We start from the raw sequence: 14035 nt of genomic DNA on the forward strand, positions 1-14035 counted from the left end.
TTTCACTTTACAGCATTTTGTATATACAAATTCGAAAATAAGAAATGAGAATCCTGCTTTTAAATAAAAAAAAGCAACATTCTTATGGAATGCTGCACAAGGAGGGTAGCTATCTTTCATAGGGACATTGTCTCGGTGAATGCTTTGTGTATGGAAACAAAACAAGTTGAAAGACAATTATAAGAAAGTAGAAACAAAAGATTTACACATTTCTTTAAGGGATCTTACGAAAGATGAGAGATAAGAAATATGTAGAACCTCGTTTATATATTTTATTATAGAGATTCTTCATTAACACTGTGTGAATATTTGGTAAAGGTTATGTAATTTTAAAGTTAATGAATATAAGTAGTTGTATGGAAGAAAATAAAAAAGAGGCTGAGATTACTCAGCGCTCTTCTTTTCTTCTTTAATAACTGTTTTTACTTCACCAGTTTTGATCTTATTACTTTCAGAGAAGCGAAGTAAGTCACCTTCAATGATTTTATCAGACATGTTCAATTCATTTTGGGCACGATCAATTAGTGGCTGGGATTCTTCTTTCGGTAATTGTACAACTTCGCCAGTAGCACGGTCATAGAATGTACTGTTTGTGTACATGTATTTATCTGTAACGAAGCTACCGTCACGAAGAACAACGAATCCTTTATTATCAGGTGAGAATACATCATGACCGAATCGAACGTCATTTGTAGAATCTACACCAAGTAAGTTTAGAATAGTTGGTTTAATGTCAATTTCACCAGTTGGTTTCGAAATTGTTTTACCTTCTTTTTGACCCGGAACGTGAATAAACATCGGTGTTTTTTGTAAGTTCATATGGTCAAATGCAGTGATTTCTTCTTTTCCTAAGAACTGTGCCATTGCACGGTTATGGTTTTCAGAAATACCGTAGTGGTCACCGTAGAATACGATTACTGAGTTGTCGTAAATACCTTCTGCTTTTAGACGCTCAATAAAGTGTTTCATTGCTTCGTCTAAGTAACGAGCAGTTACCATGTAACGGTCAAATACTCCATCACCAGAATTATATTCGTCGATTAATTTTGTACTGTCATCGTAAGTGAATGGGTAATGATTCGTTAAAGTAAGGAAGCGAGTATAGAATGGTTGCTTCACTTGTTTTAACATATCAATAGATTGATCGAAGTATTCGATATCTTTTAATCCCCAATTTAATTTTGTTTCTGGCGTAATCTTGTAATCAAGCTCGTTGTAGTAACGATCATAACCAAGTGCTGGATACATAATGTTACGGTTCCAGAATGTTGCGTTGTTTGCGTGGAATACCGACGTGTGATACCCTTGCTGACGTAAAATTTCTGGAGTTGCTGTATATTCATTGTTACCGTGTGTGAAGAATACAGCACCGCGGTCTAGTGGATATAACGAAGTATCTACTAGGAATTCAGCATCAGATGTTTTACCTTGACCAGTTTGATGGAAGAAGTTATCAAAGTAATAACTTTCTTTCGTAAATTGGTTTAAGAATGGTGTAACTTCTTGTCCATTAACTGTTGCACCAATTAAGAATGTTTGTAATGACTCAAGAGAGACAACAATTACGTTTTTCCCTTTTGCAGTACCGAACATATTTGGATCTGGTTTACTTTGTGTTGTTTTTACGTAGTTTTCTGTTTCTTGTAATTTACTACCGTCAGCGAACGCTTTTTGTGAACTTGATTTTGCTTGTAAGCCAAGATCGTATACTTGATGTACATATAATCCTAAGTTTTTAACAAGCATAACGCGGTCGAATGAACGTGTTAATAGTTCTGGGCGTTCAGCTTCTGCAAGTCCTAAGTTTGCGAAGAAAATAGCAACTGTTGATACGAAGTATAGAGAACGCATCGGGCGTGCTACACGCTCTGTAGGTGCAAAGTTTTTCATTTTCTTCAACAGAACGAAGAATATGATAATGTCTGCAAAGGCAAGGATAATTTTGTAGTTAAATAATTCTTTCACACTAGAACCTAAACTTCCGAAGTTAGATGTTTGTCCTAGCACCGGTAATGTAACGAAGTCATTGTAGAATCCGTAGAACATTACGTTACCAACAAGAACAATTGTTAAGACAAAATTAATTCCAAGTGCTATATAGTTACGTTTTTTCCCTTTTGCAAATAATGCAAGACCAACAAGCAGTAATGATGCTGCTAATGGGCTAAGGAATAAAATGAATTCTTGCATGAAAGATTCAAGTTTTAAATCAAAGCTTGTGCGTGTAATAAGGTAAGTTTTCAGCCATAAGGCTAAAGCTACGAATACAGTGAAACGCACATTTTGAAATTGTGATTTCAAGGTTTCTTTCATTCATTTCCACCCTTTCTCTATCAGGCTTGGTCGATTTTGGAGCGAAAAATGCTAAAATAAAAAATACATAGTTTTCTTGGCCATAATTAAAGGTTCTATATTCACCCATATACGACTATAACTATGCATACCCTTTTGGTTTCTTTTGTTGCTCATAAGCATAACGTCATTTCTGTATTATACAACAAAATTCATTTCTGAGAAACACTATAACATTTTACATTTTTTGTATAAGATTTGTCACTACCAGAGAAAACTTTAACATTCGTTTATATGTCCGTCAACTAGAAAATATAACAAAGGTAGAGCAGAATGTTAAGTGGAAGTGAAAATTTTCTTTGTTGAGAAATAAGAAATGAAGATGGGTAAGGGTTATCTAGGAATCTATTATATGAAGGAAATAGTGTGAAAATTAACGAACACTTGTTCTTTTTTGGTTTGTTTGTTACAATAAAAGTTCATTGATAGGTTTTGTGTAATTTCCATGAACTTTTACTGATAACATATTGTAGCTTATTTCTTTTTAAAAATAGGGAGGCTTTTTACATGAAACAAAAATTTTCAGTTGAAGCGTTTTGGAAGAAAGTAAAACATGTTGCAAAGCAAGCAGGGCAATCGGTCATTTATGCAAGTTTATTACTGTTTTACGTTTTGCAAAGACCCGATGTTCCAAAACGAGTGAAAATTATTGTAATTGGAGCACTTGCTTATTTTATTGCACCGATTGATGTGATTCCAGATTTCATTGCTGGAATTGGCTATACGGATGATTTGGGGGCGTTAACGGCCGCACTAATACAGGTGTCGTTATACGTCAATGAAGATGTGAAAGATAAGGCACGAGTGAAGTTGGCAGAATGGTTTGGTTCGGATATAGACACAACATTTATCGATCAGAAATTAGGTCAATAGGTGAAACCTGTCATAAGGTGACAGGACGAACGTAAGCGAGGAAGTGCATTATGCCATCAGGAAGAACGCATACGAAAATAAACTTAATATCCCTTCCGGTTGTTTTGTTTTTGCTCTTTTCGTATGGATTAACAAATTTTGATTTTTTATTAACTTTTGCGATTGGTTTTTTAGTAGGTACTTCATTTTTAACACCAGATTTAGATACGTACAGTAATGCTTATAACAAATGGGGTTTCTTACGTATATTTTGGTATCCTTATAAGAAAGTAATGCCGCATCGATCTTTCTTTACACATACGATTATACTTGGTGATGTAATTCGTATTGCGTACATGTTAATCGTCTTTTCTCCATTTTTGTTACTATTAAATGTAATCGCACTGGATGGTAATTTAATAGAAATTGCGAAGAAGCATGAGGTTGAAATTGTAACGTTCTTAATGGGAATTGTTGTGGCAAGTACGCTCCACATTATAGCGGATAAAGTGAATACGCGCCGAAAGAAAATGATGAGAAAAAAGAAGAAACGCAGAAGATAAAGTGAACGAATTAGGAAAAAGGGCCCCTTGCAAATTGCAAGGGGCCCTTTTTAAACAAACATTTGTTTAAAATTAAGCTTTCAGCACTTTAATTCCTTTTACAATGTTCCAGATGAAGTAGTATAAGCTGATGATTCCGCAAATAGCTAAGACAATCATTGATCCAATTCCAAGTGTTACATCTGGTTGATCAGATCCAAGGCCCATAATTCCTAGAATAGTTACGCCAATGAATGTAGCGATACTTGGAATGATGTGTGTCCATAGAGCACGTTTTGCATGTGGTTTTGTTTCAGCGTCTCCCACAATCCAAACGATAATAGGGAATAAGATAGGGGCAAATAGTACACTAAAGTATGATAACGCAGCTAATATTTTATTTCCGTTCATATATATCACCTCATGAATAATTTCTGTTGTTATACTATTATTATGCAATAATTTTGGCAAACTTCCTATCGATGAACATTACAAGAACGTGACGATTTTGTAAGATTTTCTGTTAAATAATAAAATTTTCAAAAAAATCTTTTTTAATAGAAATTGTTATGGTACAGTATAAATGAAAGTTGTTGAAAACGTTTTCTTAAACGTTTTTTTATTTTAGGCTTAAAGGTATGATGACCTGATAGTCTATTGATGAGGTTATTCTATTTAAAAGGGGATTCTTTAGGGGGAGAGAACAATGAACACATGGACACAAGTTTATGATCCATTCGGAAACATTTGGATTTCGGCAGCGGTCGCACTTATTCCGATTATCTTTTTTTTCTTAGCTTTAGCAGTTTTCCGCATGAAGGGGTATGTGGCAGGATTTATTACAGTTGTACTTACAGTTTTAGTAGCGTTATTCGCTTATAAAATGCCGTTCACGATGGCAATGGCAGCAACCGGGTACGGTTTTTTGTATGGGTTATGGCCAATTGCTTGGATTATCATTATGTCCGTATTTTTATATAAAATTTCTGTGAAAACAGGTCAATTTGATGTGATTCGTGCATCGGTATTATCGATTACGAACGATCATCGTCTACTCGTTATTTTAATTGGATTTTCATTTGGAGCATTTTTAGAAGGAGCGGCAGGATTTGGGGCACCAGTAGCGATTACAGCAGCGCTTCTTGCGGGTCTTGGGTTAAATCCTTTATACGCAGCAGGTCTTTGTTTGATTGCAAATACTGCACCAGTGGCGTTCGGAGCGATGGGAATTCCGATTACAGTTGCTGGACAAGTAACAGGTATTGATCCACATAAAATTGGACAAATGGCTGGGCATCAATTACCGTTCCTATCATTATTTGTTCCATTCTTTATCGTATTTTTAATGGATGGATTTAAAGGTATAAGACAAACGTGGCCTGCGTTACTTGTAGCCGGTAGTTCATTTGCGATTACGCAGTTCATTACAGCGACATTTTTAGGACCGGAACTTCCGGATATTACATCGGCACTTGTAAGTTTAATTAGTTTAGCGCTGTTCTTAAAAGTTTGGCAGCCGAAAGAAATTTATCAATCCGGGCAAGCAAATAGTGAAGTAGCAGTAACAACGACAGCGGCATCGATGCCGAAATTAACGTTTGGAAAAGTAGTGAAAGCATGGTCTCCATTTATCGTATTAACGGTTATGGTAGTCATTTGGAGCCAAAGTTTCTTTAAGGCATTATTCGCTCCAGGAGGGGCTTTAGAAAGTCTTGTATTTAAGTTTGAAATTCCAGGTCTGCATAATTTAGTAATGAAAGCAGAGCCAATTGTAAATAAACCAACGCCTTACGAGGCAATTTTGAAGTTTGATGTATTATCGGCAACTGGAACAGCGATTTTAATTGCTTGTATCATTTCCATGTTTATTTTGAAAATGAATGTAAAAGATGCAGTAGTGACATTTAAAGAAACGTTAAGCGAATTAAAAGTGCCAATTCTATCTATCGGATTCGTACTAGGGTTTGCATTTATCGCAAACTATTCTGGTCTATCTTCTACGTTAGCGTTAGCATTAGCCGGAACTGGCGGACTATTCCCGTTCTTCTCACCATTCTTAGGCTGGATTGGCGTATTCCTAACAGGGTCTGATACGTCTGCGAATGCACTGTTCTCAAATTTACAAGCCATTACAGCGCAGCAAGTCGGCGTATCTGAAGTGCTTCTTGTTGCAGCAAATACAACAGGCGGTGTAACAGGGAAAATGATTTCCCCGCAGTCGATTGCGATCGCTTGTGCGGCGGTTGGTCTTGCTGGAAAAGAATCGGATTTGTTCCGTTTTACAGTGAAGCATAGCTTATTCTTCGTAATTATTGTTGGTATTATGACGTATGTGCAAGCGTATTATTTAACGTGGATGATTCCGTAAAGAGCAAAAGAAATAAACTTTTCATTTTTCAGATTATCGTGTATGATGGGAAAGTATTGAAAATTAAATCAGTGATAAACTAGGGGTGCCTAACGTATGCGTAGGCTGAGAGAGAAGCGCGTGAACTTCTTAACCCTTTGGACCTGATCTGGCTCGTACCAGCGTAGGGAAGTTAACGGCTTTACATAATGATGTCTTTATGAGCCAGGTCCTTATTTTTTTATGGACCTGGCTCTTTTTATTTTGGCATGCGCTGGCCATATCTTGTCCTTGTCACGAACAGGGGGGCAACAAAATTTATGAAACAATCTGTTTCAGCTGAGCAAATTGAATTGAAGTCGAGTTTACCAGGGAGTAAGAAAGTATATGTGGATGGACCACGAGAAGGTATGAAAGTGCCGATGCGTGAGATTGAACAAAGCGAAACGAATGGCGTTCCAAATCCACCAATCCGTGTGTATGATACGAGCGGTCCTTATACAGATCCTGCGTATAAGGTCGAGTTGGAAAAAGGAATTCCAACGCCGCGCCACTCTTGGATTATGGGGCGTGGTGATGTAGAAGCATACGAAGGGCGTGAAGTGAAACCAGAGGATGACGGTGTGAAAGTAGCTTCGAAGCATACACCTGTTTTCCCGCAAATGGATCGCCAGCCACTTAGAGCAAAGCAAGGTGCAAATGTTACGCAAATGCACTATGCACGTAATGGCATTATTACGTCTGAGATGGAATATGTTGCGATTCGTGAAGGGGTAGAGCCGGAGTTTGTTCGTAAGGAAATCGCAGAAGGCCGCGCTATTTTACCAGCGAATATTAATCATCCAGAAGCTGAACCGATGATCATCGGGCGTAATTTTCATGTGAAGGTAAACGCGAATATCGGAAACTCAGCTGTATCTTCTTCGATTGCAGAAGAAGTAGAGAAGATGACATGGGCAACGCGCTGGGGTGCGGATACGATTATGGATTTATCTACAGGTAAAAATATTCATACGACGCGTGAGTGGATTATTCGTAACGCGCCTGTACCAGTTGGAACTGTACCGATCTATCAAGCGCTGGAAAAAGTAAACGGAATTGCAGAAGATTTAACGTGGGAAGTATATCGTGATACGTTAATTGAGCAGGCGGAGCAAGGCGTTGATTACTTTACGATTCACGCTGGTGTATTGCTTCGTTATATTCCAATCACGGCAAAGCGTACGACAGGTATCGTTTCGCGCGGTGGTTCGATTATGGCACAGTGGTGTTTATTCCATCATAAAGAAAACTTCCTATATACTCACTTTGAAGAGATTTGTGAAATTATGAAGCAGTATGATGTTTCGTTCTCTCTTGGAGATGGATTACGTCCAGGGTCTATTGCAGATGCAAATGACGAAGCACAGTTTTCTGAGCTTGAAACACTTGGTGAATTAACAAAAATTGCTTGGAAACATGATGTGCAAGTTATGATTGAAGGACCTGGACACGTACCGATGCACTTAATTAAAGAGAATATGGAGAAAGAGCTTGATATTTGTCAGGGCGCGCCGTTTTACACACTTGGGCCGCTAACGACAGATATTGCACCAGGTTATGACCATATTACATCTGCAATTGGAGCTGCTATGATTGGCTGGTTTGGAACAGCGATGCTTTGTTATGTAACGCCGAAAGAACATTTAGGTTTGCCAAACAAAGATGATGTACGCACGGGTGTTATTACGTACAAAATTGCAGCGCATGCGGCTGATCTTGCGAAAGGACATAAAACGGCTCATCAGCGTGATGATGCACTTTCAAAAGCACGCTTCGAATTCCGTTGGCGCGATCAATTTAATTTATCTTTAGATCCTGAACGTGCGATGGAATATCATGATGAAACGTTGCCTGCAGAAGGGGCAAAGACAGCTCACTTCTGTTCAATGTGTGGACCGAAGTTTTGTAGTATGAGAATTTCACATGATATTCGTGAGTATGCAAAAGAAAATGATTTAGAAACGACAGAAGCAATTGAAAAAGGAATGAAAGAGAAAGCAGAAGAATTTAAAGAAGCTGGTAGTCATTTATATCAATAACATGTTACACCTCTTTACTTGATTGATCACACTGTAGTACCTAACTTTATTATAGAAGAAGCCCCATTTGCTAAGACGGTAGCAAATGGGGCTTCTGTTGTTTATAAGGCGAAGAAGAGATGTACCCAGTAGAATAAGAGGAATAGTGTGACGACTGTTGTGAGCGGGATAACGATAAGGGATACACTTAAATAGTCTTTCCATTTTACTTTAATTTTGTTTTGTTTCAGAATATACATCCAAATGAGTGAAGCTAGCGTACCAATTGGTAGTAATAGTGAACCGATGTCACTACCAATGATGTTTGCAAGATAGATAGTTTTTAATGTGACTGGATCTAGTCCCATTTCTGTTAATGTGATTGTACCAATCATAAGGGCAGGATGGTTATTGAAGACGTTAGAGAGGATGGATACAAGTCCGCCCATTGCAAAGCTAGCATAGAGTAGATGCTGATTCACAACTGGCTCGAGCCATTGTACAAGTGCAGCTGTTAATCCTGCGTTGTGTAGTCCGTAAATAATGACGTACATAGAGAAGGCGAAAATTAAAATGTGCCACGGTGTCTTTTTCAAAATGTCGACAGGATTTGTTCGTAAGTAGTACCATCTCCAAATGAGAAGAACGAGTGAACCAAGTACTGCAACGATTTCAATTGGGATGGATAAGAAGGATGCAACGAATAGAAGACAGCGCATCAGGAAGACGAAACCTAATACTTTTAACATGAATCTTGTCCGTTTTTGTTTCGTATCGACAGAATTATTTCCTTTTAGTGGATGGAAGTTTTTCGTGAAGAAAATTTCTTCAATATCATATGAAGAAACAGGTAATTTTTTCGGAAGTTTTTTCTTCAAAACTGTATACATGAGCCATGACATAAATAATAAGCCTAATGTTGCAGGTACAAACATCATAGCGGTATGCATATAAAGAGTCATATGGACGATGTTTAATGCGATTAAATTTACGATATTACTTACACCAATTGGTGCACTAGATGCCGTAGCGATTAAAGCACCACTTAATAAATAAGGAATTTGTTGATGTGGTTTTAATTGAAGGTTTTTTAGAAGAAGAATTAAAATGGGAGTTGTAATTAAAATACTACCGTCGTTATTAAATAAAAGAGTCATAAGAAAACATAATAATTGAATATACCAGTATAGACGGCGTCCAGAACCTTTCGCTAGATTTGCCAGTTTCGCTGCGGACCAATGGAAGAAGCCGAAGCTTTCTAATATAACTGCCATAACAATAGTTGCTAATATTGTTATGGAAGCACCGCCAATTTTACTTATAATATCCATGATGTCTGGTTTTGATACAAGTCCAGTAATTATGATGATACCAGCTCCGATTGCTGCTGGCCATGCCTCATTTAAGCCGCGAGGTCGCCAAAAGATAACGATCATCGTTAAGAAAAATACAATAATAGTAATCCATATTTCAATGCTCATATTTTGCCTACCTTTCTATTTTCCCTTGAACAGATGTAGCTTGTCTCAAGTTTATATTGGTAGTATATTCAGAAAAAAATAAGAAGAACTAGACGTATAACGAGATGAACCGAATATGTGTTTTTCATGCTAAAGGACAAGTGTCACGAATAGTGAAATAACTATTATGAGAGGAGTCTATAAATTATTGGGCAGTAAGATAGTAAATGAAATTTATATGGGCGATTATTGAGATGTATTGGCGCAAGTTAAAATATATCAGCGATTATTGAGATATATCGGCGCAAGTTAAAATATATCAGCGATTATTGAAATATATCGGCGCAAGTTAAAATATATCAGCGATTTTTAAAATATATCGACTTATCGACAAAACACGACAAAAGGAGTCTATCCCAAAATGCCTTTTGGAACAGACTCCAATGCTATATTATTTTTCCTTCAAAAAAGTACGATCCTTCAAGAATAAGTTCCAGAAGAAAATAAATCCTGGTAATAAAATTGCAATCCCAATTGCGTATAGAATGAGCAGTGCATAGAACGTTTCTTTCGTTGTAAAGCTTGTAAATACAGTTACGTCAGGATAAATAATATACGGTAAATGCGCGACCCCGTAAGCATAGCTTGCAAATGCATATTGAGCGACGACAGCTAAAACGGCAATGCGAGGGTATCCTAGTGTATTGTACTTTTTGTTTGTCCACCAAAGGGACGAGTATCCGATAACGAATAAAACAATAGAAACTGTAAACCACGGGAATTGCTTTATTAATCCTTGCATAACCCAATGTGTTTCTGGATCCATTACAACGAGGGCAATAATTGCCGTAACGAGCGTTGCAGGACCAAGGATGATAGCATTTCTTCTATAAATTCTATACGTATCTTCTGAACTTTGTTCTCTCGAAAAATCAGCAAGAAAGAGAGAGGAGAGAAATAGTTCAGAAGTTAGTCCGAAGAGCATATAACAGTAGATAACTGGGCTAGAAAGAAGTTTTCCATATAGGAGTACTTCCTTTCCTTCAGACATTGTAATATAGGCTCCCTCTGTAACGGGTAAAACGGTAATTAATAGTGCTGGAATTAATAGACCAGTAATACCTGAAATAACCCGAAGAAGGTATTGGTATTTTGGCAAGGAGTAAGCAAATACCATAAATGTACTACGTACTGCAATGAGCACTAAAATTAACATAACTGGTACGAACATTACTGTCGCAAGAGTAAAGGCCGCTTTCGGAAAGAAGCCGAGAAATGCGACAACGACGAAAACGAGAAACGTATTTGTTACTTCCCAAGTTGGTGATAAGTACCGATTCGCAAGTTTAGCAGCGAGCGTCGGATGTTTTGCGTATACCATGCCCCAAAAACCAGCGCCAAAATCAATGGACCCTAGTATACTGTATACGAAAATAAGGGCCCATAAGATGATGATTGCAATACTTTCCTCATACATGAGAATCGCCTCCTTGGTGTTGTAAATCATTCTTTAATGGATGTCTTCTAAAGAATGTCCGTAGAACAATGACTGTTAAAATAGCGAGTCCAATATACAAAATGATGAACAAAACAAATAAAGGACCGACGAAATCAGCGCGTGTAGATGCATCGACGGTACGTTGCATACCATAAATTGTCCATGGTTGACGACCGCTACAACTGAAAATCCATCCGAATTCAATACCGAGCATCATAATTGGTCCGCATGCGGCAGCCCCCCAAAGTAGCCACTTCGGTAGTTCTGTTCCCTTTTTTCGGTACACGAAATACCAATATAAGAGTGCAATTGTTGCAACAGCAAAGGTAAACGCAGCAGTTCCTACCATTAAGTTGAATAGTGTATGTGTATAAAATGGTGGCCATGTTTCTTGTGGGAATTCGTTTAGTCCTTTTACGACAGTGCTAGGGTCTAGTCCCACTAATAAGCTAAGCATGTTTGGAATTTCAAGTGCATAGTTTAGTTCAAGTGTATTAGGATCCACAACTCCGCCAATGGATAGCGGTGCGTGTGATGTCGTTTCAAATAAAGCTTCAGCAGATGCAAGTTTTTCAGGTGAGTGTTTATGTAAGGCAATCGCTGATTCATGTCCTGAAAGCCACATCGTAGCGCCTGTAATAAATGTAACGACAAGCCCTAATAGCAGCCCTTTTTTATGATAAGCAATTTCACGTGTACTTAAATTTTTCTTCAATAATTTAAATCCAGCAATAGAAGCAATGACAGCCGCACCGGTTGCATAAGCCGTAATAACGACATGAAATGCACTTGTGCCAAAACTTGGATTAAAGAAAGCTTTCCACGGATCAACGTTAAAAACAGATCCATCTGGATTCATTGAAAAGCCTGCTGGTGTATTCATCCATGTATTTGCTGATGTAATAAGCACGGCGGATGCCGTGGCACCAAGCATGACGAAAAATAGCGAGATTAATCTCATAAATGGAGGAAGTTTATCAGCTGCATATACGTAAATCGACATGAATAAAGCCTCCAAAAAGAAGGCGAAAATCTCAATTTGGAAGGGAACAGAAATAACTTGCCCAACAATTTTGGCGAAACCAGGCCAAAGAAGTGAGATTTGCACACCAACAATTGTTCCAGTTGGAATTGCTACACCGAGAAGAATAGCAAACGCCTTTGTCCATCTTTTCGCCATAATGGCATAGTCGGAGTCTTTCTTCCAGTGATAGAGTATTTCGCTTATAAAAATCATCAATGAAAGTCCGACGCCAAGTGTTGCAAAAATAATGTGGAATGCTAATGAAGAACCAAAAAATGCTCTTGCTAATGTTACCGTATCCATATGTAAACTCCTCTTCTTTTTTGCCATTATTTTCTGATTGAATTGGAAGATTTATTCAAAAAAACTACCAAAAATATATATGTATTTAAAAAGTGAATATGATAATATAATGTTGTAATATTTTGAATAGAAAGAAATAAATAGTTTCTCATGTTTTGTTTGTTTTTTTTACAGGAATCTTTTATAATCTTTTATGCGAACATAAGTTCTGTTTTTCGAAAAGAAGAAGTTTATGTGAAATGGAGAGGGTGTTTTATGTATCCTGAAGTCATTAAAAAGATGGCATTTTCAAAAGAGCATAGAGATTTATTATTGAAGCTATATAATAAAGAGATTACACGTCGTGAATATGATCGGCTTGTACAATCGCTATATAAACCTTCTAAAGAGGTTTACGAGGGATAGAAATGGGGGAGACAATCTAGTGGATTGTCTTTTTTAAATTTATGTATGTTCTGATAAAATTAAGGTTAGCCTTACTAGGGAGGTGAAAAGATTGCGGAAACGTTTATATATAGGGATTGGAATTATCTTCTTGATCGCTTTAGGTGGAATTGTATTTTGGTCAGCTTTACAAGGAAACCGTACAGAAAATTTTATTTTAAGACATATGGTGAATGACAATGGAACGCTTGCCACGTACCGTTTAGTAGATACTAAGGCAGGTACGGGTGAAGCAAAGGGACGTGAAGCTTTATCAGAATCAGCGGGATTATGGTTACAATATACACTTGATAAAGATGATCAGGCGTTATTTGATGAGCAAGTAAAGGTTATTCAAGATAATTTCGTATATAAGAATCATATCGTTTTATGGAAACTCTCTGAAAAGGGAGAGAGGCAGTCAGCTACAAATGCACTTATAGATGATCTTCGTATTATAGAACAATTATATCGTGCTTATGAAATGTATAAGGAAGAGCGTTATAAAAACCTTGCCGATCAATTAAGTGATGCTGTACTTCGTTATAATAAAAAAGATAATTATTATGTTGATTATTATGATGCAGATGCAGGGAAACAAAATAATTTTGTAACAACATCATACATAAATCCACGTGCATTCTCCTATATGAAGAAGTACGACAAAGTTTCTGCTCAGCAATATCAGGAAGTCGTTCAATTTTTAGCGGACTATCCAAGGCATGGCTGGGCATTCCCGAAAGAGTATAAAGAAGATGGTACATTTACGTACGATAAAGAAGTGAATCTTATTGACCAATCATACGTTGCATATCATCGAAGTTTAGGTGGTCTTTCATCAACTGCTTATTTGGAATTTATAAAGAAGAAATTCCAGGAGGATGGAAAGCTATACGGTCGTTACAATTTAGAAACGGGAAAACAAACTGTGAATTATGAATCGCCAGCCGCATACGGATTAACGATTTTGTACGTACTACAAACAGGTGATAAAAAGTTTGCGAAAGAATTGTATGATCATATGGCCACATTCCGAAATGATAACGTATTTAGTAGATATTATGGTGGATATGTAACAGGTGAAAATAATAATACGCATATTTTTGATAATGTACTACCACTTTTAGCTGAAATGGAATTAAAAAAGAGTGAACAATAAAAGTTGCCACCATAT

General features: G+C 37.2%; 11 protein-coding genes and 1 riboswitch. Of the genes, 6 read left to right on the plus strand and 5 right to left on the minus strand.

All coding sequences use genetic code 11. From position 1 onward, the window contains the following. Positions 1 to 384 precede the first annotated feature (384 nt). On the minus strand, positions 385 to 2313 hold the full coding sequence (locus QO049_RS01330; RefSeq protein WP_000665350.1) for an LTA synthase family protein: 1929 nt from the start codon (positions 2311 to 2313) through the stop codon (positions 385 to 387). 546 nt (positions 2314 to 2859) lie between these two features. Here QO049_RS01330 and QO049_RS01335 point away from each other — a divergent pair. Next, positions 2860 to 3225 carry a YkvA family protein gene (locus QO049_RS01335; protein WP_088053902.1) on the plus strand — a complete coding sequence of 122 codons (366 nt, stop codon included), beginning with the start codon at positions 2860 to 2862 and terminating at the stop codon, positions 3223 to 3225. 50 nt (positions 3226 to 3275) lie between these two features. Next, positions 3276 to 3767 (plus strand): metal-binding protein, encoded by a 492-nt coding sequence (locus QO049_RS01340; RefSeq protein WP_001139060.1) that lies wholly within the window; start codon positions 3276 to 3278, stop codon positions 3765 to 3767. Positions 3768 to 3839: 72 nt separating this feature from the next. Here QO049_RS01340 and QO049_RS01345 read toward each other — a convergent pair whose 3' ends face one another. Next, positions 3840 to 4157, minus strand: a complete 318-nt coding sequence (locus tag QO049_RS01345) for a magnetosome magnetite crystal formation protein family (RefSeq protein ID WP_001014099.1) — start codon at positions 4155 to 4157, stop codon at positions 3840 to 3842. Positions 4158 to 4452: 295 nt separating this feature from the next. Between QO049_RS01345 and lldP the strand changes: the two genes are divergently transcribed. Continuing rightward, entirely contained in the window at positions 4453 to 6114 is a 1662-nt protein-coding gene (lldP, locus tag QO049_RS01350) for an L-lactate permease (protein WP_098279865.1), read from the plus strand. A 71-nt stretch (positions 6115 to 6185) separates the two neighbouring features. Beyond that, positions 6186 to 6301: riboswitch (TPP riboswitch) on the plus strand. Between the two features lie 112 nt (positions 6302 to 6413). Further along, positions 6414 to 8174 carry a phosphomethylpyrimidine synthase ThiC gene (thiC, locus tag QO049_RS01355; protein ID WP_000814479.1) on the plus strand — a complete coding sequence of 587 codons (1761 nt, stop codon included), beginning with the start codon at positions 6414 to 6416 and terminating at the stop codon, positions 8172 to 8174. A gap of 101 nt (positions 8175 to 8275) precedes the next feature. Here thiC and QO049_RS01360 read toward each other — a convergent pair whose 3' ends face one another. From QO049_RS01360 to cydA, 3 genes are all read right to left on the minus strand, one after another. After that, the gene (locus QO049_RS01360) at positions 8276 to 9634 is read right to left on the minus strand and encodes an arsenic transporter (RefSeq protein WP_000021120.1); all 1359 of its coding nucleotides are present in this window, start codon (positions 9632 to 9634) and stop codon (positions 8276 to 8278) included. 430 nt (positions 9635 to 10064) lie between these two features. Beyond that, positions 10065 to 11090 (minus strand): cytochrome d ubiquinol oxidase subunit II, encoded by a 1026-nt coding sequence (locus QO049_RS01365; RefSeq protein WP_000272788.1) that lies wholly within the window; start codon positions 11088 to 11090, stop codon positions 10065 to 10067. Continuing rightward, positions 11083 to 12438: a cytochrome ubiquinol oxidase subunit I gene (gene cydA / locus QO049_RS01370; RefSeq protein WP_000381987.1), complete on the minus strand. Its 1356-nt coding sequence runs from the start codon at positions 12436 to 12438 to the stop codon at positions 11083 to 11085. Before cydA ends, QO049_RS01365 begins: the two co-directional genes overlap by 8 nt. 255 nt (positions 12439 to 12693) lie before the next feature. On the opposite strand from cydA, the gene QO049_RS01375 reads away from it, so the two are divergent. Both QO049_RS01375 and QO049_RS01380 read left to right on the plus strand, forming a co-directional pair. After that, positions 12694 to 12843, plus strand: coding sequence for a hypothetical protein (locus QO049_RS01375; RefSeq protein WP_000283181.1), 150 nt, complete (start codon positions 12694 to 12696; stop codon positions 12841 to 12843). 91 nt (positions 12844 to 12934) lie between these two features. Next, entirely contained in the window at positions 12935 to 14020 is a 1086-nt protein-coding gene (locus QO049_RS01380; protein WP_001231654.1) for a hypothetical protein, read from the plus strand. Positions 14021 to 14035: the final 15 nt, after the last annotated feature.

The organism is Bacillus sp. RB3 (assembly GCF_030164735.1).
In the GTDB taxonomy this organism is placed as follows: domain Bacteria; phylum Bacillota; class Bacilli; order Bacillales; family Bacillaceae_G; genus Bacillus_A; species Bacillus_A cereus.

Excerpts from the sequence above, each read along its gene's own strand:
- QO049_RS01330 (WP_000665350.1), bottom strand. The coding sequence starts at position 2,313 with ATGAAAGAAACCTTGAAATCACAATTTCAAAATGTGCGTTTCACTGTA.
- QO049_RS01360 (WP_000021120.1), bottom strand. The coding sequence starts at position 9,634 with ATGAGCATTGAAATATGGATTACTATTATTGTATTTTTCTTAACGATG.
- QO049_RS01335 (WP_088053902.1), top strand. The coding sequence starts at position 2,860 with ATGAAACAAAAATTTTCAGTTGAAGCGTTTTGGAAGAAAGTAAAACAT.
- lldP (WP_098279865.1), top strand. The coding sequence starts at position 4,453 with ATGAACACATGGACACAAGTTTATGATCCATTCGGAAACATTTGGATT.
- QO049_RS01345 (WP_001014099.1), bottom strand. The coding sequence starts at position 4,157 with ATGAACGGAAATAAAATATTAGCTGCGTTATCATACTTTAGTGTACTA.
- QO049_RS01340 (WP_001139060.1), top strand. The coding sequence starts at position 3,276 with ATGCCATCAGGAAGAACGCATACGAAAATAAACTTAATATCCCTTCCG.
- QO049_RS01365 (WP_000272788.1), bottom strand. The coding sequence starts at position 11,090 with ATGTATGAGGAAAGTATTGCAATCATCATCTTATGGGCCCTTATTTTC.
- QO049_RS01375 (WP_000283181.1), top strand. The coding sequence starts at position 12,694 with ATGTATCCTGAAGTCATTAAAAAGATGGCATTTTCAAAAGAGCATAGA.
- cydA (WP_000381987.1), bottom strand. The coding sequence starts at position 12,438 with ATGGATACGGTAACATTAGCAAGAGCATTTTTTGGTTCTTCATTAGCA.
- thiC (WP_000814479.1), top strand. The coding sequence starts at position 6,414 with ATGAAACAATCTGTTTCAGCTGAGCAAATTGAATTGAAGTCGAGTTTA.